Source organism: Stenotrophomonas sp. FW305-3-2-15-E-LB1 (genome assembly GCF_058787375.1).
The window spans coordinates 64,468-87,041 of the sequence record NZ_JBYSZR010000008.1 but is presented as its reverse complement, the minus strand read 5'-3'; the positions used below and the strand labels follow the sequence as shown (position 1 = coordinate 87,041).

The following is a 22,574-nucleotide window of genomic DNA, read 5'->3' as shown; positions in this document are numbered from 1 at the left end:
GAGGCTCCTGCCAGGCGCAGCGCGGTGATAATGGACGACAGACACCGGCTGGATTTCGAACATGCGCGCTCCGCAACATCTTCATGACCTGACTCTGGATGCCGAACCGTGCGCGGGGCCGTACCCGCCGCAGGGCTTCTGGCCGGTCGCCGAAGGCGCGCTGGGGAATGGCGACCAGTTTGGTCTGTACTGGCCGCTGGGGCGCGAAGCGGAGCCGCCGGTGGTCTGCGAGATGTTCCATGACGAAGGGCGCATGGTCTTCAGTCATTCGTCGCTGGATGCCTTCGCCCGATGGCTGGATGCCGGTGGCGGCTGGGACGGTGACGATGAAGAACGCGATCCACGCGAGCACGAGGTTGCAGATGCGGATTCGCCGTTGCTCCTGGTCGAGCGCGCGCAGCGGCATGTGCAGGCCGGTGCGCCGGCTGAAGCCATCGTGCTGCTGGAAGATGCCTGCAGCCGCTTTCCCGAGCTGCAGCGGGCATGGGCCATGTTGGCAGGGCAGCAGATGCGCCTGGGGCAGCACGCGGCGGCCGTGGCGTCGGCGCGTGCGGCGGTCCTGGCGAACTGGGCATTCGGCATTCCCGAGCCCGGTGTACTGCGCATCCTGCGTGCAGCCGATGCGGCCGGCGATCCTGTGCTGGTGATGGCCCAGCAGATGGGGTTTGCCTTCGGTGGCGCCAAGACCAACCCGGACTATGCGTTGATGCAGGCGTGCATCGACCGCTGCTGGGAGGGGGGCGACACGATCGGGGCGCTGCGCCTGAGCCAGAATCGCTGCTATGCGCTCAGTGCCGAGACCGTTTCATTCCAGCAGCGCGAGGGTTTCGATCTGGCTTCCTGGCAGCGCGACTTTGTCGCGCATTGCCAAAGCGCCTTGCAGGATGATCGGCAGCGAATGTAGCGCCACGACCACCTGCGTGCTTCGGCAGAGGGGTCGGAACGCGGAACGGGCGCCCGAAGGCGCCCGTTCCGTGTGCTGCGTGCATGGGTAGTGCCGGCCGCTGGCCGGCACCCCGCACGACATCAGTAGCGGTAGTGGTCCGGCTTGAACGGGCCTTCCACCGGCACGCCGATGTAGTCGGCCTGTTCCTGGGTCAAAGTGGTCAGCTTCACGCCGATCTTCTCCAGGTGCAGGCGGGCCACTTCTTCGTCCAGGTGCTTGGGCAGCAGGTAGACCTTCTTCTCGTAGCTGTCCTTGTTGGCCCACAGGTCGATCTGGGCCAGGGTCTGGTTGGCGAACGAGTTGGACATGACGAAGCTCGGGTGGCCGGTGGCGCAGCCCAGGTTCACCAGGCGGCCTTCGGCCAGCAGGAAGATCGCATTGCCGTTCGGGAAGATGTACTTGTCCACCTGCGGCTTGATGTTGACGTGCTGCACGCCCTTGAAGCCCACCAGCGCATCGACCTGGATCTCGTTGTCGAAGTGGCCGATGTTGCAGACGATGGCCTGGTCCTTCATCGCGCTCAGGTGCTCGATGCGGATGATGTCCTTGTTGCCGGTGGTGGTGACGTACAGGTCGGCACGGCCCAGGGTCGATTCGATGGTGTTGACTTCATAGCCTTCCATCGCCGCCTGCAGGGCGCAGATCGGGTCGATCTCGGTGACGATGACGCGCGCGCCGTAGGCACGCAGCGAAGCGGCGCAGCCCTTGCCCACGTCGCCGTAGCCGCAGACCACAGCCACCTTGCCGGCCAGCATCACGTCCATCGCGCGCTTCAGGCCATCGGCCAGCGACTCGCGGCAGCCGTACAGGTTGTCGAACTTGCTCTTGGTGACCGAGTCGTTGACGTTGATCGCCGGGATCAGCAGGGTGCCGGCCTGGGCCAGCTGGTACAGGCGGTGCACGCCGGTGGTGGTCTCTTCGGAGACGCCCTTCCAGTCCTTCACCACGCGGCCCCAGTAACCCGGGCGCTCGGTGGCCACGCGCTTGAGCAGGTTCTTGATGACCTGTTCTTCGTGCGAGGAGGAGGCGGTGTTGACCCAGTCGCTGCCGTTTTCCAGCTCGTAGCCCTTGTGGATCAGCAGGGTCACGTCACCGCCGTCGTCCACCACCAGCTCCGGGCCGGTCAGGGTGCCGTCGGCCAGGGTGAAGGTCAGCGCGTCCAGGGTGCAGTCCCAGTACTCTTCCAGGGTTTCGCCCTTCCAGGCGAACACCGGGGTGCCGGTGGCGGCGATGGCCGCAGCGGCGTGGTCCTGGGTCGAGAAGATGTTGCAGGAGGCCCAGCGCACGTCGGCGCCGATGTCCTTCAGGGTCTCGATCAGCACCGCGGTCTGGATGGTCATGTGCAGCGAGCCGGTCACGCGCACGCCCTTCAGCGGCAGGCTGGTGGCGTGCTTGCGGCGGATCGACATCAGGCCCGGCATCTCGTGCTCGGCGATGTCCAGTTCCTTGCGACCCCAGTCGGCCAGGGTGATGTCGCGGATCTTGTAGTCACCTTCGGTGGAGAAGGTCTTGGCAACAGCGTTCATGCAGTAGCTCCGGTTGTGGGCGAGCGGGTACTCGCATCTAGCCGGGCGCCGTTGTTACAAAGCCACCTTACCGAGCCTGGCCGGGCCTCATGGGTTCCGGTCGCAGCGCCCCTCGGCAGGGGAGAACGCGCAGTATATCGCGGCCCCGGGGGGGAACCGGAGCGACCCAACCATCGGCAGATGGGGCGCGGGTCGGTGCCTGTTAAGGTCGAGGGTCTTCACGCAACCAAAACAGGAAGATCGATGAGCAAGCACGCGCGCCGCAGCCGGCGCTGGACCGGCCTGGTCCTGTCCATGGCCCTGCTGGCGGTGGTCCCGCAGGCCTGGTCCGCCGACAGCCCGCAGGTGGCGGCGGCCAAGGGCGAGACCGGCTATGAACTGCCGTCGGCCGCGCTGCAGGCGGTGGTTGATGCGCCGCGTGCGCCCAGCCTGTTCCTGTCGCCGCGCCGCGACGTGGCCGCGCTGATGCAGATGCCGTCGCTGCCGTCGATCCAGGTGGTGGCCCAGCCGGAACTGAAGCTGGCCGGCATCCGCATCAACCCGCGCACGTTCTCAGACAGCCGCTTCAGCTTCGGCGAGAAGCTGTGGCTGATGAACGTGGCCGACGGCAAGGAACTGCAGATCAGCGGCCTGCCGCCGCAGCTGTCGATTGCAGGCCTGGCCTGGTCGCCCGACCAGAAGTGGCTGGCCTTCAACCAGGTCGACGCCGCCAGCGGTGCCAACGAGCTGTGGCTGGTGGATGTGGCCAGCGCCAGCGCACGCCGCGTCCGCACCGACCTGAACACCGTGTTCGGCGATGGCTACCAGTGGCTGCCCGACAGCCGCGGCCTGATCGTGATGACCCGCGTGGCCAACGCGGGCGACCCGCCGCCGGCCGATGGCATCCCCACCGGCCCGGCCGTGCAGCAGACCGGCAAGAGCACCGGCGTGGTGTCCATCCGCACCTACCAGGATCTGCTGAAGAACCAGGCCGATGCGAAGCTGTTCGACTACTACGCCAACGCCCAGCCGATGCAGGTCAGCCTGGACGGGCAGGCGCGTGCCATCGGCATGGCGGGCATCTACCTGGGCCTGAGCGTGTCGCCGGATGGCAACTACCTGCTCAGCCAGCGCGTGCAGCGCCCGTATTCGTACGTGGTGCCGGTGGGCAGCTTCCCGCGCCGCATCGAAGTGCTGGACCGTAACGGCCAGCTGGCCCACAGCGTGGCCTCGCGGCCGCTGGTGGAGGGCCTGCCGACCGGCAATGATGCCGAAGTGACCGGCGTGCGCGACATCAGCTGGCGCGCCGATGCGCCGGCCACCCTGGTCTGGGCCGAAGCGCAGGACGGTGGTGATCCGAACCGCGACGCCAAGGTGCGCGATGCGGTGTTCATGCAGGCCGCGCCGTTCGAGAAACCGCCGGTGACCCTGGCCCAGCTGGGCAGCCGCTTTGCCGGCATCACCTGGGGCCGTGGCGATCTGGCCCTGCTCAGCGAATCGTGGTGGAAGACGCGCAACACCAAGACCTGGCGGATCGCCCCGGACGATGCGGCGCAGTCGCCGCAGCTGCTGTGGGACCGCGATGCGCAGGACCGCTACAACGATCCGGGCCGCGCCGGCGTGGTGCGCGACGTCAACGGCCGCAGCCGCCTGCAGACCACCGCCGATGGCCGCAGCATCTTCCTGTACGGGCAGGGTGCATCGCCGGAAGGCGATCGTCCGTTCGTCGACCGCTTCGACATCGAAAGCCGCAAGGCCACCCGCCTGTTCCATTCGCAGGCGCCGGTGTATTCGGCACCGGTCGCGCTGCTGGACCAGGAAGGCGAATCGCTGCTGCTGACCCGCGAAAGCCCGGATGCACCGAGCAACTTCTACGTGCAGTCGCTGGCGCAGGCCGATGCCGCACCGCGCGCGCTGACCCACTTCGTCCACCCGCTGCCGCAGCTGAAGGGCGTGCAGAAGGAGCAGATCCGCTACAAGCGTGCCGATGGCGTGGACCTGACCGCAACGCTGCTGCTGCCGCCGGGTTACGACCCCAAGCGCGATGGCCCGCGGCCGCTGCTGATGTGGGCCTATCCGGGTGAGTTCAAGAGCGCCGCGGCCGCCAGCCAGGTGACCGACTCGCCGTACCGCTTCAACGCGATCAGCTACTGGGGGCCGCAGGCCTTCCTGGCCAAGGGCTACGTAGTGCTGGCCAGCCCGACCATGCCGATCATCGGCGAGGGCGACAAGGAACCCAACGACACCTACATCGAGCAGCTGGTGGCCAATGCACAGGCCGCTGTGGATGAAGTGGTGCGCCGTGGCGTGACCGACCGCGAGCACATCGCCATTGGTGGCCATTCCTATGGTGCGTTCATGACCGCCAACCTGCTGGCGCACACCCGCCTGTTCAAGGCCGGCATCGCCCGCAGCGGGGCCTACAACCGCACGCTCACCCCGTTCGGTTTCCAGGCTGAGGAGCGCAACTACTGGCAGGCGCAGGACGTCTACCAGAAGATGGCGCCGTTCAACTACGCCGACAGGATCAAGGATCCGATCCTCTTCATCCACGGCGTGGACGACAACAACTCCGGCACGTTCCCGCTGCAGAGCGAGCGCATGTTCGCCGCGGTGAAGGGCCTGGGCGGCACGGCACGGTTGGTGATGCTGCCGAACGAATCGCACGCCTACCGCGCACGCGAGTCGATCATGACCATGCTGGCCGAGAGCGAGCGTTGGCTGGAACAGACCATCGGCCCGGCCGAGCAGGGCAAGGCGAAAAAGAAGCGCTGACCCGCGCGCGATGATGGCGGCCCCTGCAACGGGGCCGCCTGTGCGGCTGCGCCGCCGCCCGGGCATGGGCTCGGGCGCTACACGTGTAGAGCCGAGCCCATGCTCGGCTGCATCTGCTGGATACGTGCAGATGAAACCATTCCTGCAGCGCAGCAACGGCTTCGAACTGGGGTAGGCTTGGCGACGGATCATGCCCCGAGGTTCGTGCGTCGCCGATGAACGAGTACCGCAGCAGCATCGAATTCGCTTCCCCCGATCTTCCGCTTCGCGATGATGTGCGCCGGCTGGGCGCACTGGTCGGCGACCTGCTGGTCGAACAGGTTTCCGCCGCGTTACTCGATGATGTCGAGGACGTGCGCACCCGCGCCATCGCGCGGCGCGAGAACCAGGCACCGCTGTCCGAGCTGGCCGATGGCCTGGCCGGGCGCACGCCGCAGCAGGCCGAAACCATGGTGCGTGCATTCAGCACGTACTTCCAGGTGGTCAACATCGCCGAGCGCGTGCACCGCATCCGCCGCCGCCGCGACTACCAGCGTGCCGGCACCGCCGCTGCGCAGCCCGATGGCCTGCAGGATGCGCTGCAGCACCTGAAGGCGCAGGGCGTGGGCCTGGACGAGCTGGCGCAGTGGCTGCCGCGCATCGACATCGAACCGGTGTTCACCGCGCACCCCACCGAAGCGGTGCGCCGCGCGCTGCTGGAAAAAGAGCAGTTGATGGTGGCCAGCCTGGTGGACAACCTGGATGGCCAGCGCACGCCGGGCGAGGCCGCTGCCGATGCCGCGCGTTTCCGCATGGCACTCACGGCATCGTGGCAGACCACCGATTCCTCGCCGGTGCGGCCCACGGTCGACGACGAACGCGAGCATGTTGGCTTCTACCTGGTGCAGGTGCTGTACCGGGTGATTCCGGTGCTGTACGAATCGCTGCAGCAGGCGCTGCGCGATACCTATGGAGAGGAGTTGCCGCTGCCGCGCCTGCTGCGCTTCGGTACCTGGGTGGGCGGCGACATGGACGGCAACCCGAACGTGGATGCCAGCACCATCCGCAACACGCTGGATGCACAGCGGCAGGCCGTGCTGGGGCGCTACCAGAAGGAACTGCTGCAGCTGGCCAGCCTGCTCAGCCAGTCCACCGAACGGGTGGGCGTGAGCGACGCACTGCAGGCGCGCGTGGCGCACTACCAGCAGCTGCTGCCACAGGTGCAGTCGCGCCCGCGGCACGCCGACATGCCGTACCGCCTGCTCAACGACCGCATGCGCGCGCGCCTGCAGGCCACGCTGGACGATGGCGAAGGTTCCTATGCCGGCCCGGATGAACTGATCGACGACCTGCAGCTGATCCTCGACAGCCTGCGCGCCAACCGTGGCGAACATGCCGGTGGCTTCGCGGTGCAGCGCCTGCTGTGGCGGGTGAAGACCTTCGGCTTCCACCTCGCGCGGCTGGACGTGCGCCAGGAATCGAGCGTGCATGCACGTGCACTGGCCGCGGTGCTGGGTGGCGATGATGCATGGCAGGCGCTGGATGCGCTGGGCCGTGCGCGCCTGCTGGGCCCGCATGCCAGTGGCGAAACTGCACTGCCCGGCAGTGATGACGAAGGCAACCAGCGCCTGGACGCGGTGTTCGCGGCGCTGGCCGATGCACGTGCGCGGCATGGCGGCGACGCACTGGGCAGCTACATCATTTCCATGGCGCATGACCGCGGCGACGTGCTGGCGGTGCTGGCGCTGGCGCGGCGGGGGGGCCTGGTCGATGCCGATGGCGCGGTGCCGCTCGACATCGCACCGCTGTTTGAAACCGTGGATGACCTCAAACGCGGCACTGCCACGCTGCGCGACCTGCTGGACGACCCGGTGTACCGCGCGCACCTGCGTGCACGCGACGACGTGCAGATGGTGATGCTCGGCTACTCGGACAGCAGCAAGGATGGCGGCATCGCGGCATCGCGCTGGGGCCTGCAGCGTGCGCAGGTGGAACTGCTGGAGGTGGCTGCCGAGGCGGGCATCCGCCTGACGTTCTTCCATGGCCGTGGTGGTTCGATCAGCCGTGGTGGCGGCAAGACCACCCACGCCGTGGATGCATCGCCGCGCGGCAGCATCGATGGGCGCCTGCGGGTGACCGAGCAGGGCGAGGTGATCCATCGCAAGTACGGTATCCGCGCGCTGGCGCTGCGCTCGCTGGAACAGGCCACCGGTGCGGTGCTGCGCGCCAGCCTGCGGCCACGTGCCCCCGAGCCGCGCGAGGACGACTGGCGGCCGGTGATGGATGCGGTGTCTGCGGCCAGCAGCGAGGTGTATCGCGCCTTCGTTGGGCAGCCCGGTTTCATGGACTACTTCCGCACGGCCACGCCGATCGATGTGATCGAGCGGATGACGCTGGGCTCGCGGCCGTCGCGCCGGCTGGGCCAGGACGCGGCGCTGGGCAACCTGCGCGCGATCCCCTGGGTGTTCGCCTGGAGCCAGGCGCGTGCGGTCATTCCCGGCTGGTACGGCGTGGGCAGCGGCCTGCAGGCCGCGGTGGATGCCGGCCACGAACAGACGCTGCGCGGGATGGCGCGTGACTGGCCGTTCTTCCGCACCTTCCTCGACGACATCGCGATGGTGCTGTCGAAGGGCGATATCACCATTGCCGAACAGTTCTCGCAGTTGTCCGGCGACCTGCACGGGCGCTTTTTCCCGCAGGTGCAGCGCGAGCTTGAGCTGACCCGGCAGTGGCTGCTGGCGCTGATGGGCCAGCAGACGCTGCTGGACCACGACGCGCGGCTTGCGCTGTCGATCCGCCTGCGCAATCCCTACGTGGATCCGATCAGCGTGCTGCAGGTGGACCTGCTGCAGCGCTGGCGGGCCAGCGGGCGCGAGGATGACGATCTGCTGCGCGCGCTGGTGGCATGCGTGAACGGCGTTTCGCAGGGCGTGCAGAATACCGGTTGACCAACATCCGCCGGGCATGGCCCGGCGGGTGTTGGTCAGCCGGCAATTCACGGTAGCGCCGGGCCATGCCCGGCGAGCGCGGTCAGTCTTCCGGCGACGGCGGGTTCGAGGCCAGCAGTTCCAGGTGCCGCTGTTCCATTTCCTGCCGCAGCTGGCGGCGGATCTGCGCGGCGGCCTGGCGGCGTTTCTCATCCGAACTGGCCGGCTGCAGCGGCGGCACGGCCGTCGGCCGGCCTTCCTCGTCCACAGCCACCATGGTGAAGAAGCAGCTGTTGGCGTGGCGCACGCTGCGCTTGAGGATGTCCTCGGCCACCACCTTGATGCCGATCTCCATCGACGAGGTGCCGGTGTAGTTCACCGAGGCCAGGAAGGTGACCAGCTCGCCCACCGCGATGGGCTGGCGGAACATCACCTGGTCCACCGACAGGGTAACCACGTAGCTGCCCGCGTAGCGGCTGGCGCAGGCGTAGGCAACCTGGTCGAGCAGGCGCAGGATGGCGCCACCGTGGACCTTGCCGGAGAAATTGGCCATGTCCGGCGACATCAGCACGGTCATGGACAGCTGGTGGGTTTTCAGTTCAGTCGACATGCGCCGATTGTATCGGCAACCGGTAGTGCCGGCCGCTGGCCGGCAACCACGCAATGGCGTCCGGCCATGAAAAAGCCGGCCAGCGGCCGGCTCTACCAGAAAGCAGAAGGGCCGCTTGCGCGGCCCTTCGTGTTTCTTACTTCAGCTTCGCATCGGCGCGCAGGGCGGCGGCGCGGTCGGTCTTCTCCCAGGAGAAGGCCGTGGCGTTGACGGTCTCGCCTTCGCCGTTGAGGTAGCTGAACTCCTTCGGCTTGCGGCCGAAGTGGCCGTAGGCCGCGGTCTGCTGGTACATCGGGTGGACCAGGTCCAGCATCTTGATGATGCCGTACGGGCGCAGGTCGAAGTGCTTGCGGATCAGCTTCTCGATCTTGTCGTCGCTGATCTTGCCGGTGCCGAAGGTGGTGACCGAGATCGAGGTCGGCTCAGCCACGCCGATGGCGTAGGAAACCTGCACTTCGCAACGGTCGGCCAGGCCGGCGGCAACCACGTTCTTGGCGACGTAGCGGGCAGCGTAGGCAGCCGAACGGTCGACCTTGGACGGGTCCTTGCCGGAGAAGGCGCCACCACCGTGACGGGCCCAGCCGCCGTAGGTGTCGACGATGATCTTGCGGCCGGTCAGGCCGCAGTCGCCCACCGGGCCACCGATCTCGAACTTGCCGGTCGGGTTGATGTGGAACTTGGTGCCCTTGTGCAGCCACTTGGCCGGCAGCACCGGCTTGATGATCTCTTCGCGGACGGCCTCGATGAGGTCCTTCTGCTTGATGCCCGGGGCGTGCTGGGTCGACAGGACCACGGCGTCGATGGCCGAAACCACGCCGTTTTCATAGCGCAGGGTGACCTGGCTCTTGGCGTCCGGGCGCAGCCAGGACAGCGGCGAGTTGCGCTTCTTGCGGATCTTGGCCTGCTGTTCGACCAGGCGGTGCGACAGGTGGATCGCGGCCGGCATGAAGCTGTCGGTCTCGTTGGTGGCGTAGCCGAACATCAGGCCCTGGTCGCCAGCGCCCATTTCTTCCGGCTTCTTGCGGTCCACGCCCTGGGCGATGTGCGGCGACTGCTTGCCGATCAGGTTCAGCACGCCGCAGGTGGCGCCGTCGAAGCCGACGTCGGAGCTGTCGTAGCCGATGTCCGTGATGACCTTGCGGGTCAGCGCTTCCAGGTCGATCCAGGCGCTGGTGGTGATTTCACCGGCCACGATGGCAACACCGGTCTTGACCATGGTCTCGCAGGCCACGCGGGCGCGCTGGTCCTGGGTCAGGATCGCGTCCAGCACCGCATCGGAGATCTGGTCGGCAACCTTGTCCGGATGGCCTTCGGAGACCGACTCGGAGGTGAAGAGATAGCTGGACATCAGGCGGTATATCCCTTGATTCGGATGGAAAGATGGGCGCGCATCATACACGGGGTGCGCCGCCTGTGCATTGTGAACCCGTATGGGTTGCCGGTGGTTAAGGTGTTGTGCCCACCGCGACAAGGCCTGGCGGGCCCTCGGGGGCCATGGTGCGCAGGCAGTGTTCCACTGGCGTGACCATTGCCGGGCGGGCTTCGGGCCCCGGCGGACCCATCCGGGCGCCCGGCCGGGGCCGTCATCGTTCTGCCGCCAAACCGCCATCTGCCTGCCGCGTGGCGGGCGCAGGCTCTCGGCCAATCCGGCCGCCGGGCATCAGTGACCACGCCATGCAGGAACTCGAGCAGCGCTTGCAGCAACGTTTCCCCGATTGGTTCCACGGCCCCCGTGGGCGGCTGGCGCGGCCCCTGTTGCGCAGTGTCGGCCGCTGGTCGCGGCTGGACCGGGTGGAGGCCTTCCTGCAGCGCAGCGCCAACCTGCGCGGCTTCGATTTCGTCGCCGCCGGGCTGGAGTTCCTCGAAAGCGACTACCAGGTCGATGCGCGGGACCTGGCCCGTATCCCGGCCACCGGCCGCCTGCTGATCGTGGCCAACCATCCCTCCGGCGCACTGGACGCACTGGCCCTGCTGGACGCGGTCGGCCGGGTGCGGCGCGACGTCCGCATCGTCGCCAACGATCTGCTGGGCGCCATCGGCCCCCTGCAGGACCTGCTGCTGCCGGTGCGCATCCTCGGCGGCAAGGTCCAGCGTGGCAGCCTGCACGCGGTGGAACAGGCGCTGGACGCCGAGCAGTGCGTCATTGTGTTCCCGGCCGGCGAGGTGTCCCGGCTGTCGCTGCAGGGCATCCGCGATGGGCGCTGGCAGCGCGGCTTCGTGCGTTTCGCCCGCGCGGCCGCTGCACCGGTGCTGCCGGTGCGGGTGGAGGCACGCAATTCGGCGCTGTTCTACGGCGCCTCGACCCTGTTCAAGCCGGCCGGCACCGCCCTGCTGGCCCGTGAGATGTTTGCCCGCCGCGGGCGCCCGCTGCGCCTGCGCATCGGCCAGCCGATGCAGCTGGGCCAGGGCGACCCCGGCGCGCAGCTGCTGGCCGTGCGCCGGGCGCTGTACGCGCTGGGCCCGGCCGACAGCAGCGCCGACAGCGTGCCGGCCGGCCCCGAGCCGCTGGCCGCCCCGGTGCCGCCGGCGCAGGTGGCCGCCGATATCGCCAGGGCCACCGTGCTGGGCCAGACCGGTGATGGCAAGCAGATCCTGCTGGCCAGCTGCACGGCCGATTCGGCCCTGCTGCGCGAACTGGGCCGGTTGCGCGAGCTGACCTTCCGCCAGGTGGGCGAGGGTACCGGCCGTAGCCGCGACCTGGACGACTACGACCTGCAGTACCAGCACATCGTCATCTGGGACGGCAGCGCGCAGCGCATCGCCGGTGCCTACCGCATCATGCGCGGCGCGCAGGCACTGGCCCGCCGCGGCCTGGCCGGTCTCTACAGCGCCTCGCTGTTCCGCTATTCCGACGATGCCATCACCCGCATCGCCGAAGGCCTGGAACTGGGCCGCAGCTTCGTGGTGCCCGACTACTGGGGCAGCCGCAGCCTGGATTACCTGTGGCAGGGCATCGGCGCCTACCTGCAGTGCCAGCCGGGCATCCGCTACCTGTTCGGTGCGGTGTCGATCAGCGCCGCGCTGCCGCGTGAGGCGCGCGAGCAGCTGGTGGCCTATTACCAGCGCTACTACGGTGGTCGCAGCGGCCTGGTCGAATCCAACCAGCCGTTCCAGTACTTCGCGGCACCGCCCAGCTTCGGTGAACTCGATGCCGGCGCCGCCTTCGACGTGCTCAAGGCCAACCTGGCTGCGCTCGGCACCGGCGTACCGACGCTGTACCGGCAGTACACCGACCTGTGCGAACCCGGTGGCGCGCGCTTCCTCGCTTTTGGCGTCGACCCGGATTTCAGCGATTCGATCGATGGCCTGATCGAAGTGGACCTGCAGGCGATCCGGCCGCACAAGCGCAAACGCTATCTGCGCGACGCGGGGATGCCGGCGTGAGCGCGCTGGCGAACCTGTCGCCGCACCGGCGCGCAGTGTTCGTCTCCGATGTGCACCTCGGGTCGCGTCATTGCCATGCGGCCGAGCTGGCCACCTTCCTCGGCCAGCTGCGCTGCGAGCGCCTGTACCTGGTGGGCGACATCATCGACCTGTGGTGGATGGCGCACCGCCGCGCCAACTGGCGCGCCTCGCACAGCGAGGTCATCCAGGCGCTGCATGCACTGCGTCGCGCCGGCACCGAGATCATCTACATTCCCGGCAACCACGATGCCTCGCTGCGCCATGTCTGCGGGCTGATGCTGCCGGCGATGCAGGTGCGCCGCCGTGCCATCCACGTGACGGCGGACGGGCGCCGGCTGCTGGTGGCGCACGGCGACGACTACGATGGCGTGACCCACTTCGGTGGCCTGCAGGAACGCTTCGGCGACTGGCTGTACTACCGCATCCTCACCGGAAACCAGGCGTTGAACGCGGTGCGGCGCCGGCTGGGCATGCGTTACTGGTCGCTGTCCGAGTTCCTGAAGAAGCGCAGCGGCGCCGCCGAGCGCTACATCGAACGCTTCGTCCAGGCCGGCCTGGAGGACGTGCGCCGGCGTGGGCTGGACGGCATCATCTGCGGCCACATCCACCGCGCGGCGCTGGTCGAGCGCGATGGCCTGGTCTATGCCAACGATGGCGACTGGGTGGAAAGCCTGACCGCCCTGGCCGAGGACCACGAAGGCGCGCTGCGGCTGCTGGACCACCACGGCCAGACCCTTGTGGAACTGCCCGGCGCGCGCATGGCGCAGGCGGCGTGATGCCCGCGCGGTTGTGTGGCGGGCGGGTTCTGTAGAGTCGACTGTTAGTCGACTGCTCCTGCCTTCCGCCCGCGCCATGCACGGCAGTCGACTAACAGTCGACTCTACCAACCGTCGCCTCTACCAACGGCCGACCCACCAACAGTCGCCTCCACATAACCGCGGCCGTCGCGCTAGCATCGGCCCATGGACTCGTTGACCCAGATCTTTCTCGGTGGTGCCGTCGCTGCCGCCATCGCTCCGCCCGGCCACCGCCGCGCGGCCCTGCTGGCCGGTGCCGCGCTCGGTACGCTGCCCGACCTCGATGCCCTGTGGCTGGGCTTCGCCGCGGCCGATCCGGTGGCCAACATGGTCGACCACCGCAGCTTCAGCCATTCGCTGCTGGTGCTGCCGTGGGTGGCGGCACTGATCTGGTGGCTGTTCAAGCGCTTCGGCAACGGCCGCGTGGCGCAGGCGCCGATGCGCTGGTTCTGGGCCATCCAGCTGGCGCTGGTCACCCATCCGCTGCTGGACGCGTTCACCGTCTACGGCACCCAGCTGTGGTGGCCACTGCGGCCACATCCGACGATGGGCTCCAGCGTCTTCATCATCGACCCGGCCTACACCGTGTGGCTGCTGCTGGGCTGCGTGGTGGCCTGGTTCGCGCGCGCGCGGCCGTGGGCGGGCAAGGTGCTGGGGGTATCGCTGCTGGTCAGCACCGCCTACCTGGGCTGGGGCCTGGTGGCCAAGGCACAGGTCGACCGCGCCGCGCAGCAGAGCCTGGCCGCCATGGGCCTGGGTGATGCACCGCGCTTCTCGGTGCCGATGCCGTTCAACACGCTGCTGTGGCGGGTGGTGGCGATGACCCCCAGCGGTTACGTGGTGGGTGACCGTTCGCTGGTGGCCGACCAGGGGCCGATGCGGTTTGAAGGCTACCCGTCCAACGTGCAGGCGCTGCGCGAAGCCTCCGCGATTCCGGCGGTGCAGCGGCTGCAGTGGTTCAACCGCGGCTTCATGCGTGCGCAGGTGGTGGATGGCCAGCTGGTGCTGAGCGACCTGCGCATGGGCCTGGAACCGGACTACACCTTCAATTTCGCAGTGGCCGAGCAGGTGGACGGGCAGTGGCGGGCGATCGTGCCGCAGCAGCAGCGCATGGACTACAGCAGCCCCGCCGCACGCGCCGACGCCGGGCAGCGGCTGGCCGCGATGTGGCAGCGGATCTGGCAGGCGCCGCCGACAGCGACCCTGCACATCGATCCGTGAACCCGCGCCACGCGCGGGCCGCGCCTCAATACACCGTCGCGCGGCCCTGCACGAACGAATAGAAGAACACCGCGTTCGGATCGTTCTGCACCAGGCGGAACTCGCGGCGCATGCCGTCCACGGTCTCCTCGTCCACGGCGCCGGCCTGCAGCAGCTGGTCGGCGGCCGACAGCAGCAGCTGCTCCCAGAACGCGATCATGGTCTTGCGCCGTGCGGGTTCGCGGTTGTCCAGGTGGATGGTCTTGATTTCGGTATGCACGTCGCGGAAGCCGCCGGCCAACAGCAGGTTGCCCAGCTTGGCGCCGACGAACGGGTCGCCACCGTGGTCGTGCTGGAAATCATTGAAGGCCATCCAGTAGCGCCAGATGTGCGGCGAGTACGGGTCCAGCAGGAACGAGGCGTTCATCACCTCGGTGATGTAGACCGGCGAGCCCGGGGCCAGCACGCGGCGCACTTCGCTCAGCACGCGGGCAGGGGAGGGCACGTGTTCCAGCACCCAGCACAGGAACGCCGAATCGAAGCTGCGGGCCTCGAACGGCAGCTCGCCGGCATCGGCCTGCTGCAGGGTGTAGCGGTCGCTGCACCACGGGGTGCGCGCCAGGTTCTCGCGCGCCGTGGCCAGCTGCGCCTCGCTCAGGTCCACGCCGGTCACGTGCAGCTCGGGGAAGCGGCGCAGCAGGATTTCGGTCTGCGCGCCGACGCCGCTGCCGACTTCCAGCAGGTGGCGCGCACCGGTGTAGTCGATCTGGCTGAAGATGCTCGATTCCAGCAGGCGTGCCTGGGTCATCAGGCGCTGCTGTTCGGTACCGGAAAAGCCGTGCAGGTAGGTCGGGGAAGAGATCGGCGGCGTCATGGTGGCGGACTCTTGGGGCGTCGAGCAGGATCGATGGGAAGGGTGCGTAGAGTCGAGCTTGCTCGACTGCTCGGGGAGGCCAGTCGAGCAAGCTCGACTCTACGGTGTGGAGCAGTCGAGCAAGCTCGACTCTACGGATCAAGGCAGTCGGACAGGTTACGAGGTGGCCGGTCGGTCAGGCGGCCGAAGGCATCGCCGGTTCCCCGGCGATCAGGCGGTTGAAGTACTCGCTGGTCAGCGCGATCTGGCTGGCCGGGTCCTCGGCGCGGTTGACCACCGCGCGGAAGGCAGCGTTTTCCGGGCGGTCCTTGGCGTACCAGCCCAGGTGCTTGCGGGCGATGCGCACGCCCTGCGGTTCACCATAGAAGGCATGCAGCGCGTGCAGGTGGCCCAGCAGGATGTCGCGCACTTCCTCCAGCGAGGGCGGCGGCAGCTCCTGGCCGGTGGCCAGGTAGTGCGCCACCTCGCGGAAGATCCACGGCCGGCCCTGCGCGGAACGGCCGATCATCACTGCATCCACGCCGGTCTGCTGCAGCACGTAGGCGGCCTTCTGCGGCGAATCGATATCGCCGTTGGCGATGACCGGGATGCGCAGCGCGGCCTTGATCTCGCCGATCGTGGCGTACTCGGCCTGGCCGGTGTAATGCTGGTCGCGGGTCCGGCCATGCACGGCCAGCGCGGCGATGCCGCTGTCCTCGGCGATGCGCGCGATCACCGGCCCGTTGCGGTGGTCGCAGTCCCAGCCGGTGCGGATCTTCAGCGTGACCGGTACGTCCACCGCGTTGACCACGGCTTCAAGGATGCGCGCCACCAGCTGCTCGTCGCGCATCAGCGCCGAACCGGCCCAGGCGTTGCACACCTTCTTGGCCGGGCAGCCCATGTTGATGTCGATGATCTGCGCGCCATGGTCGACGTTGTAGCGCGCGGCCTCGGCCAGCTGCTGCGGCTCGGTACCGGCGATCTGCACGCTGATCGGCGCCGGCTCGCCCTCGTGGTCCATGCGGTGGATCGACTTGCGCGTGGTCCAGAAGCGCGGGTCGCTGATGGTCATCTCCGAGGCGGCCAAGCCCGCGCCCAGCCGTTTGCACAGCAGGCGGAAGGGCTTGTCGGTGACGCCGGCCATGGGTGCCAGCACGACGTTGGGGGCAATGGTGTACGGGCCGATCTGCATGCGCCCATTGTAGGCCGCCGGGCGTGGCGCGAAGGTGCCGGCAGGGGCCCTGTTCAGGCCAATCTGGACCGACCTCATGCCACACCGGCATCAGCAGATGCTTGATGGTCGGTTCCGCCGCCCCCACGGCCGGGTCATGGTGGGCGGCTGGGCCATGGGGCCGTGTCGCCGGACACAAAAAAACCCGGGTGTCTGCACACCCGGGCTTCTCATCCACGCATGGCGTGGCTCTACTTGGCTTCGGCGTCGGCCGGGGTGAAGCGCGGCATCGCCGCAGCGGCGCCTTCCTTCTCGGTGGAACGGCCGGCGAACTGGTTGGCGAAACGCACGTGGCGGGCGAACGGCGCGTCCGGCACCTGGGCGATCGAGGCCGCCAGTGCGCCGTTGAAGGCATCACCGGCACCGGTGGTGTCGATCGCCTGTACCTGTTCGGCACCCACGCGGTAGTACGGCTGGGTGTCGCCACGCAGGTTCTCGTCGGCGTGCGAAACGAACACGCCCACCGCACCCAGGGTCACCACCACGGTGCCGTTGCCGACCAGCTTGCGGCACAGCGCGTGCAGGCTGGCGCCGTCCAGTGCGGCCACGTCGTCGGCATCCACGCGCTCACCGACATGGCGGCCGAGCAGGGAGGCGAACTCGGTCTCGTTCGGGGTCAGCACATCGGCCAGCTTCAGCAGGCCGATGCTGGACGGCGCGTCGGCCGGGGCGGCGTTCAGCACGGTGGTGACCCCGGCTTCGCGCGCTGCTGCCAGGGCCGCTTCAATCGTCTGCACCGGCGATTCCAGCTGCACCAGCACCACCTTGGCACCGGCCAGCAGGGCCTGCTGCTGCTCCAGGAAGCCGGTGCTCAGCGCGGCGTTGGCGCCCGGGCCGATGACGATGGTGTTGCGGCCACGGGCATCGACGTAGATGCCGGCGGTGCCGGTCGGTTCGCTGCTGGCCTCGGCGATCAGCGCGAAGCCGTCCTGCGCGGCCAGGTCACGTGCCGTCGCGCCACCGGCGTCATCGCCCAGCGCGCACACGAACGTCGTCTCGGCGCCGGCACGGCAGGCGGCCACGGCCTGGTTGAAGCCCTTGCCACCCGGGCCGGTGCTGTAGCGGCCGGCAATGGTCGCGCCCGGCGCCGGCAGCGCTTCGCACCGCCACACGTGATCGACATTGAAGGAACCGACGACAACGACACTGCTGCTCATAGGGGATGTCTTCTCAAACAAGGGTTCAACTGAAGTGCGTCAGCACGCCGGCGATGGTGGCCGTCATGAAGGTGGCAATGGTACCGCCCAGCACGGCGCGCAGGCCGAACTTGGCCAGGTCGTGGCGACGTTCCGGGGCCAGGCCACCGATGCCGCCGATCTGGATGGCGATCGAGCTGAAGTTGGCGAAGCCGCACAGGGCGTAGGTCGCGATCAGGCGGCCTTCGTCGGACAGCGACACGCCGGCGACCTGGCCGTTCACGATCTGCGACAGCTCGGTGTAGGCCACGAATTCGTTGATGACGACCTTCTGGCCGATCAGCGAACCGACGGTGGTGGCATCGGCCCACGGGGTGCCGATGACCCAGGCGATCGGGGCCAGCACGTAGCCGAAGATGGTCGACAGGTTGGTCGGCTTGCCGATGGCGGCGGCCAGGCCGGTGACATCACCGATCCAGGTCAGCGGGGCGTTCAGCAGGGCGATCAGGGCGATGAAGGCCAGCAGCATCGCACCGATGTTCAGCGCCAGCTTCAGGCCGTCACCGGCGCCGGCCGCAGCCGCGTCGATGATGTTGCTGGAGGTCTTCTCCACTTCCATCTTCACCGTGCCGCGGGTGAGCGGGGTGCCGGTTTCCGGGATCAGCAGCTTGGCCACGACCAGGGTGGCCGGGGCCGCCATGATGCTGGCAGCCAGCAGATGCTTGGCATAGAAGGCCTGCTGCACCGGGTCACCGCCGCCCAGCATGCCCACGTAGGCCGCCAGCACGCCGCCGGCGATGTGGGCCATGCCGCCGATCATCATGGTCAGCAGCTCGGACTGGGTCATCCTGGCGATGTACGGGCGCACGGTCAGCGGCGCCTCGGTCTGGCCGATGAAGACGCTGGCGCAGACGCTGGTGGTTTCCGCACCCGACACGCGCATCACCTTGGTGATCGACCACGCCATCACGCGGACGATGCCCTGCATGACGTTCAGGTGGTACATCACGCCCATCAGCGCCGAGAAGAAGATGATGGTCGGCAGCACCTGGAAGGCGAAGATGAAGCCGTAGTTCTGGGTGTCCATCAACGAGCCGAAGATGAAGCCCGAGCCCTCGTTGACGAAGCTGAGGATCTTGACGAAGCCCTTGCCCAGGGCATCGAACACGTCGCGCCCGCCCGGCACCAGGATCACCAGCGCCGCGAACGCGATCTGCAGGGTGATGCCGGTGATGACCAGCTTCCAGTCCACCGCGCGCTTGTTATTGGAAAACAGCCAGGTGATGCCGATCAGCACCGCCAACCCGAAAAGGCCGAAGCCGATCCTGCCCAAACCTTCGACCATGAGAGCTCCCCCCGGGGGCGCGCGAAAAACGGGAAGCCTAGTGCAGGGCCGGGGCTGGGGCAAGGAAAAGCAGCGTGCGCGAGCCCATCGGCAGCGAACAAGCCAGCAACGGCAAGGGGTTGCCGCCGCCGGGGCCGGGTAGAATGGGGTTCGATCCCGGCCCGTATGCGGGCCTGCAACAGGAGAATCGCATGCTTTATCGTCGCCTCGGCTCTACCGGCCTGCCGGTGTCCGCCCTGTCCTTCGGCGCCTGGGTGACCTTCGGCGACCAGGTGCCGCGTGACGAGGCCCGCAACCTGATCGCTGCCGCCTGGGATCACGGCATCAACTTCTTCGACAACGCCGAGGGCTATGCCAACGGCCGCGCCGAGCAGGTGATGGGCGATGTGATTGCCGACCTGCGCCTGCCGCGCGACGGCTACTGCGTGTCCAGCAAGGTGTTCTTCGGCAGCGCCAAGGACCCGCGCCCGACCCAGCGCGGCCTGTCGCGCAAGCATGTGACCGACGCCTGCCATGCCGCGCTCAAGCGCCTACGCGTGGACTATCTGGACCTTTATTACTGCCACCGCCCGGATCCGGACGCGCCGATCGCCGAGACCGTTCATGCCATGGACACCCTGATCCGGCAGGGCAAGGTGCTGTACTGGGGCACCTCCGAGTGGTCGGCCACGCAGATCGAGGAAGCGGTGGACATCGCCGCCCGCCACAACTGGCAGGCACCGTCGATGGAACAGCCGCAGTACAACCTGCTGCACCGCGAGCGGGTGGAAGTGGAATACGCCCCGCTCTACGCCAGCGCCGGGCTGGGCACCACCATCTTCTCGCCGCTGGCCTCGGGCCTGCTCAGTGGCAAGTACGACCAGGGCATTCCGGCCGACGCACGGCTCGGCCGCGAGGGCATGGGCTGGCTGCAGGACCTGGTGCTGGGCCAGAACGCAGCCGTGCGCCTGGCCCAGGTGCGCCGCTTCAGCGAGGTCGCCGCCGAGCTGGGCCATGCCCCGGCCAGCCTCGCCATCGCCTGGTGCCTGCGCAATCCCAACGTCTCCAGCGTGATCCTCGGCGCCAGCCGGGTCAGCCAGCTGCTGCAGAACCTGCAGGCGCTGGATGTGCTGCAGCAGGTGGACGATGCCGGCTGGGCGCGGGTGGAAGCGGTCTTTGCCTGACCGCCACGACGCGCGGATCGGTCCGTCGATCCGCGCCTTCAATTGATGTGATCTATCGAAATCGTGAATTCGATCATAAATCCCATCAATGGAAGTGAGAATGGTTGTTGATTGTCAACTGAGAATCATTATCATCTAAATCGTCCCTCGCACGAGTCCAGATGCTCATGAATGCTCAACCTGTACTGCTGCGCCCCGAAACGCTGACCCTGCGCGACCGCCCGGTGCGTGTCGTTCCGCCGGAAGAAGTGATCGACAGCGAAGCCCTGCTGAAGGGCCGCCGCGAAATCCTGATCCAGCACGGCGACCGTTTCTACCGGCTGCGCCACACCAGCAACGACAAGCTGATCCTGACCAAGTAACGCGGTCTGGTCGCCCGCCTCCCTCCCTCCTGCCGGCAGCGCCGGCAGGGTGGGCGACCCGTCCGCTCCCGCTCTCTCCCCCTCGGCTGTCCGTGCACGCCTGGCGTGCCGGTGGCCGGGGGCTCCCCCTGCCTGATCGATCACCGCCGATGACCCGCCCGACTGCCCTGTCCGTTGCCCTGTGGATGGCCTTGCCGCTGTCCGCCCATGCTGCTGCCGATGCCGCGCCCGAAGCGCGCGAATTTGATCGGGTGCAGGTCACCGCCACCCGCACCGAACGTGCGGTCAGCGACGTGGCCGCCACCGTCGATGTGATCGACCGCGAGCAGATGGACCGGCAGCTGGTGCACGACATCAAGGATCTGATCCGCTACGAACCCGGTCTGTCGGCCGGCCGCAGCGCCACCCGCTTCGGCCTGGGCAGCATCCGCATCCGTGGCCTGGACGGCAACCGCGTGCGCATCCAGACCGATGGCATCGCCATGCCGACCAGCTTCAGCATCGGCTCGTTCTCCAACGCCAACCGCAACTTCACCGATCTGGACACGCTCAAGCGCGTGGAGATCGTGCGCGGGCCGGCCAGTTCCCTGTACGGCTCGGACGCGCTCGGCGGCGTGGTCGCGTTCGTCACCAAGGACCCGGCCGACTACCTGAAGGACGGCAAGGACAGCTACGCCGGCCTGAAGTTCGGCTATGACGGCGAGTGGAAGGGCCTGCTGGGCGGCGTCACCGGTGCCTGGGGCGGCGAACACTGGAGCGGCATGGTCAACATCAACCATCGCCAGGGCCAGGAAACCGGCAACCAGGGCGACATCCGCAGCCTCGACAACACCCGCACCGCCGCCAACCCGCAGGATCGCGACGGTCGCAGCGGCCTGGCCAAGCTGGTGTACGCGCCCAGCGAAGACCAGCGTTTCCGGCTGACCGTGGAAGGCAACGAAGACAACACCGATACCAACGTGTTTTCTTCCATCGACCACACCACCACGACCAGCATGAAGGCGCGCGACACGCAGAACCGCACGCGGGTGTCCTTCGCCCATGAAATGGATGCGCTGGACAAGGGCTTCGCCGACAGCCTGCATTGGCAGCTGTACACCCAGCACAGCGAAACCACCCAGATCACCGATGAAGGCCGCGCCAACCGCAGCCGCCGCCATCGCGAGTTCAACTTCGACCAGCGTGCGTGGGGCCTGCAGGCGCAGTTCAACAAGGCGTTCAGCACGGGCAGCGTCGAACACGCGCTGACCTACGGCTTCGACGGCGCGCGCACCGACATCCGCCAGAAGCGCGACGGCTACCAGATGCTGGCCAACGGCCAGGTCACCAGCACGCTGCTGCCGGATGTATTCCCGGTACGCGATTTCCCGATCAGCAAGACCACCGAGCTGGGCCTGTACGCGCAGGATGAAATGCGCCTGGCCGACGGCAGGCTCTCGCTGGTGCCCGGCGTGCGCGTGGACCGCTACGAGCTGAAGCCGGAAGTGGACAGCATCTTTGCCGAAGACAATCCCGGCGTGCCCGTGTCCAAGCTGAGCAAGACCAGCGTGTCGCCGAAGTTCGGCCTGGTCTACCGCTTCACCGATGCGTGGTCGCTGTTTGCCGGCTATTCGCGCGGCTTCCGCTCGCCGCCGTACAACGACGTCAATCTCGGCTTCACCAACTTCGCCTTCGGCTACACCGCCATTCCCAACCCGGACCTCAAGCCGGAAACCAGTGATGGCGTGGAGCTGGGCCTGCGGTTCGTCGCGCCGGTGGCGTATGTCAGCCTCAGCGGCTACTACAACGATTACAAGGATTTCATCGAGTCGCAGTCGCTGGTCGGCACCAACGACCAGGGCCTGATGGTGTTCCAGTCGCGCAACATCGCCGACGCGCGCATCTACGGTGCCGAACTGAAAGCCGGCGTGGATTTCGGCCAGGTCAGCCCGGCGCTGCAGGGCTGGGCACTGCGCAGTGCGGTGGCCTGGTCGCGCGGTGACAACAAGACCGAAGACACGCCGCTGGATTCCATCGACCCGCTGCGCGGCACCGTCGGCCTGATGTACGACACCGACACCTGGGGCGTCGAACTGGCCGGCACCTTCGTCAAGCGCAAGGACCGCGTTGCAACCGCGACCGCCTACCGCCCGGCCGGCTACGGCGTGGCCGACCTGATGGCGCACTGGAACTTCGCGCCGGGTGCCACCGTCAACGTCGGTGTGTTCAACCTGGGTGACAAACGCTACATCGACTGGTCCAACGTGGGCTCGACCCTGTCGGCCAGCAGCACCGTCCTGGACCGCTATACCAGCCCCGGCCGCACTCTGTCGGCCAGCCTTGCCGTTTCCTGGTGAATCC

16 protein-coding genes and 1 riboswitch are annotated in these 22,574 nt (G+C 67.9%); of the genes, 9 read left to right on the top strand and 7 right to left on the bottom strand.

The window, feature by feature from the left end; translation table 11 throughout:
- Window positions 1-61 precede the first annotated feature (61 nt).
- Window positions 62-904 carry a tetratricopeptide repeat protein gene (locus AC3WL7_RS08295; RefSeq protein ID WP_492749955.1) on the top strand — a complete coding sequence of 281 codons (843 nt, stop codon included), beginning with the start codon at window positions 62-64 and terminating at the stop codon, window positions 902-904.
- A gap of 122 nt (window positions 905-1,026) precedes the next feature.
- Here AC3WL7_RS08295 and ahcY read toward each other — a convergent pair whose 3' ends face one another.
- Complete coding sequence (gene ahcY / locus AC3WL7_RS08290) at window positions 1,027-2,472, bottom strand: adenosylhomocysteinase (protein WP_108745972.1); 1,446 nt, start codon at window positions 2,470-2,472, stop codon at window positions 1,027-1,029.
- Between the two features lie 36 nt (window positions 2,473-2,508).
- Window positions 2,509-2,592: riboswitch (S-adenosyl-L-homocysteine riboswitch) on the bottom strand.
- A 123-nt stretch (window positions 2,593-2,715) separates the two neighbouring features.
- Between ahcY and AC3WL7_RS08285 the strand changes: the two genes are divergently transcribed.
- The gene (locus tag AC3WL7_RS08285) at window positions 2,716-5,226 is read left to right on the top strand and encodes an alpha/beta hydrolase family protein (RefSeq protein ID WP_492749954.1); all 2,511 of its coding nucleotides are present in this window, start codon (window positions 2,716-2,718) and stop codon (window positions 5,224-5,226) included.
- Between the two features lie 215 nt (window positions 5,227-5,441).
- On the top strand, window positions 5,442-8,153 hold the full coding sequence (gene ppc, locus AC3WL7_RS08280) for a phosphoenolpyruvate carboxylase (RefSeq protein WP_492749953.1): 2,712 nt from the start codon (window positions 5,442-5,444) through the stop codon (window positions 8,151-8,153).
- An 82-nt stretch (window positions 8,154-8,235) separates the two neighbouring features.
- On the opposite strand, the gene AC3WL7_RS08275 is transcribed toward ppc, so the two are convergent.
- Window positions 8,236-8,742 carry an acyl-CoA thioesterase gene (locus AC3WL7_RS08275; protein ID WP_079220654.1) on the bottom strand — a complete coding sequence of 169 codons (507 nt, stop codon included), beginning with the start codon at window positions 8,740-8,742 and terminating at the stop codon, window positions 8,236-8,238.
- A gap of 136 nt (window positions 8,743-8,878) precedes the next feature.
- On the bottom strand, window positions 8,879-10,090 hold the full coding sequence (gene metK, locus AC3WL7_RS08270) for a methionine adenosyltransferase (protein ID WP_079220656.1): 1,212 nt from the start codon (window positions 10,088-10,090) through the stop codon (window positions 8,879-8,881).
- 326 nt (window positions 10,091-10,416) lie between these two features.
- Between metK and olsF the strand changes: the two genes are divergently transcribed.
- From olsF to AC3WL7_RS08255, 3 genes are all read left to right on the top strand, one after another.
- Complete coding sequence (olsF, locus tag AC3WL7_RS08265; protein WP_492749952.1) at window positions 10,417-12,126, top strand: bifunctional ornithine lipid synthase OlsF; 1,710 nt, start codon at window positions 10,417-10,419, stop codon at window positions 12,124-12,126.
- Window positions 12,123-12,923, top strand: coding sequence for a UDP-2,3-diacylglucosamine diphosphatase (locus AC3WL7_RS08260; RefSeq protein WP_492749951.1), 801 nt, complete (start codon window positions 12,123-12,125; stop codon window positions 12,921-12,923). The genes olsF and AC3WL7_RS08260 overlap by 4 nt, the downstream gene beginning before the upstream one ends.
- 186 nt (window positions 12,924-13,109) lie before the next feature.
- Complete coding sequence (locus tag AC3WL7_RS08255) at window positions 13,110-14,165, top strand: metal-dependent hydrolase (RefSeq protein ID WP_492749950.1); 1,056 nt, start codon at window positions 13,110-13,112, stop codon at window positions 14,163-14,165.
- Between the two features lie 25 nt (window positions 14,166-14,190).
- Here the strand turns inward: AC3WL7_RS08255 and AC3WL7_RS08250 are convergent, their stop codons facing one another.
- The 4 genes from AC3WL7_RS08250 to AC3WL7_RS08235 all read right to left on the bottom strand — a co-directional run bounded on the left by AC3WL7_RS08250 (window position 14,191) and on the right by AC3WL7_RS08235 (window position 18,709).
- Window positions 14,191-15,018: a methyltransferase domain-containing protein gene (locus AC3WL7_RS08250; RefSeq protein WP_079220660.1), complete on the bottom strand. Its 828-nt coding sequence runs from the start codon at window positions 15,016-15,018 to the stop codon at window positions 14,191-14,193.
- Between the two features lie 175 nt (window positions 15,019-15,193).
- Entirely contained in the window at window positions 15,194-16,189 is a 996-nt protein-coding gene (gene dusB, locus AC3WL7_RS08245; protein WP_492749949.1) for a tRNA dihydrouridine synthase DusB, read from the bottom strand.
- A gap of 230 nt (window positions 16,190-16,419) precedes the next feature.
- Window positions 16,420-17,385, bottom strand: a complete 966-nt coding sequence (locus AC3WL7_RS08240) for a ribokinase (protein WP_079220661.1) — start codon at window positions 17,383-17,385, stop codon at window positions 16,420-16,422.
- Window positions 17,386-17,410: 25 nt separating this feature from the next.
- Window positions 17,411-18,709 (bottom strand): NupC/NupG family nucleoside CNT transporter, encoded by a 1,299-nt coding sequence (locus tag AC3WL7_RS08235; RefSeq protein WP_200733772.1) that lies wholly within the window; start codon window positions 18,707-18,709, stop codon window positions 17,411-17,413.
- 191 nt (window positions 18,710-18,900) lie between these two features.
- Here AC3WL7_RS08235 and AC3WL7_RS08230 point away from each other — a divergent pair, with 191 nt between their 5' ends.
- From AC3WL7_RS08230 to AC3WL7_RS08220, 3 genes are all read left to right on the top strand, one after another.
- Window positions 18,901-19,872 (top strand): potassium channel beta subunit family protein, encoded by a 972-nt coding sequence (locus tag AC3WL7_RS08230; protein WP_492749948.1) that lies wholly within the window; start codon window positions 18,901-18,903, stop codon window positions 19,870-19,872.
- 167 nt (window positions 19,873-20,039) lie between these two features.
- Window positions 20,040-20,234 carry a hemin uptake protein HemP gene (gene hemP / locus AC3WL7_RS08225; protein WP_005412278.1) on the top strand — a complete coding sequence of 65 codons (195 nt, stop codon included), beginning with the start codon at window positions 20,040-20,042 and terminating at the stop codon, window positions 20,232-20,234.
- 149 nt (window positions 20,235-20,383) lie between these two features.
- Window positions 20,384-22,570, top strand: coding sequence for a TonB-dependent hemoglobin/transferrin/lactoferrin family receptor (locus tag AC3WL7_RS08220; protein ID WP_492749947.1), 2,187 nt, complete (start codon window positions 20,384-20,386; stop codon window positions 22,568-22,570).
- The last annotated feature ends 4 nt before the right edge of the window (window positions 22,571-22,574 follow it).

What these genes read in the sequence shown, in the direction of transcription:
- AC3WL7_RS08295 (WP_492749955.1), top strand. Translation starts at nt 62, where the DNA reads ATGCGCGCTCCGCAACATCTTCATGACCTGACTCTGGATGCCGAACCG.
- ahcY (WP_108745972.1), bottom strand. Translation starts at nt 2,472, where the DNA reads ATGAACGCTGTTGCCAAGACCTTCTCCACCGAAGGTGACTACAAGATC.
- AC3WL7_RS08285 (WP_492749954.1), top strand. Translation starts at nt 2,716, where the DNA reads ATGAGCAAGCACGCGCGCCGCAGCCGGCGCTGGACCGGCCTGGTCCTG.
- ppc (WP_492749953.1), top strand. Translation starts at nt 5,442, where the DNA reads ATGAACGAGTACCGCAGCAGCATCGAATTCGCTTCCCCCGATCTTCCG.
- AC3WL7_RS08275 (WP_079220654.1), bottom strand. Translation starts at nt 8,742, where the DNA reads ATGTCGACTGAACTGAAAACCCACCAGCTGTCCATGACCGTGCTGATG.
- metK (WP_079220656.1), bottom strand. Translation starts at nt 10,090, where the DNA reads ATGTCCAGCTATCTCTTCACCTCCGAGTCGGTCTCCGAAGGCCATCCG.
- olsF (WP_492749952.1), top strand. Translation starts at nt 10,417, where the DNA reads ATGCAGGAACTCGAGCAGCGCTTGCAGCAACGTTTCCCCGATTGGTTC.
- AC3WL7_RS08255 (WP_492749950.1), top strand. Translation starts at nt 13,110, where the DNA reads ATGGACTCGTTGACCCAGATCTTTCTCGGTGGTGCCGTCGCTGCCGCC.
- AC3WL7_RS08250 (WP_079220660.1), bottom strand. Translation starts at nt 15,018, where the DNA reads ATGACGCCGCCGATCTCTTCCCCGACCTACCTGCACGGCTTTTCCGGT.
- dusB (WP_492749949.1), bottom strand. Translation starts at nt 16,189, where the DNA reads ATGCAGATCGGCCCGTACACCATTGCCCCCAACGTCGTGCTGGCACCC.
- AC3WL7_RS08240 (WP_079220661.1), bottom strand. Translation starts at nt 17,385, where the DNA reads ATGAGCAGCAGTGTCGTTGTCGTCGGTTCCTTCAATGTCGATCACGTG.
- AC3WL7_RS08235 (WP_200733772.1), bottom strand. Translation starts at nt 18,709, where the DNA reads ATGGTCGAAGGTTTGGGCAGGATCGGCTTCGGCCTTTTCGGGTTGGCG.
- AC3WL7_RS08230 (WP_492749948.1), top strand. Translation starts at nt 18,901, where the DNA reads ATGCTTTATCGTCGCCTCGGCTCTACCGGCCTGCCGGTGTCCGCCCTG.
- hemP (WP_005412278.1), top strand. Translation starts at nt 20,040, where the DNA reads ATGAATGCTCAACCTGTACTGCTGCGCCCCGAAACGCTGACCCTGCGC.
- AC3WL7_RS08220 (WP_492749947.1), top strand. Translation starts at nt 20,384, where the DNA reads ATGACCCGCCCGACTGCCCTGTCCGTTGCCCTGTGGATGGCCTTGCCG.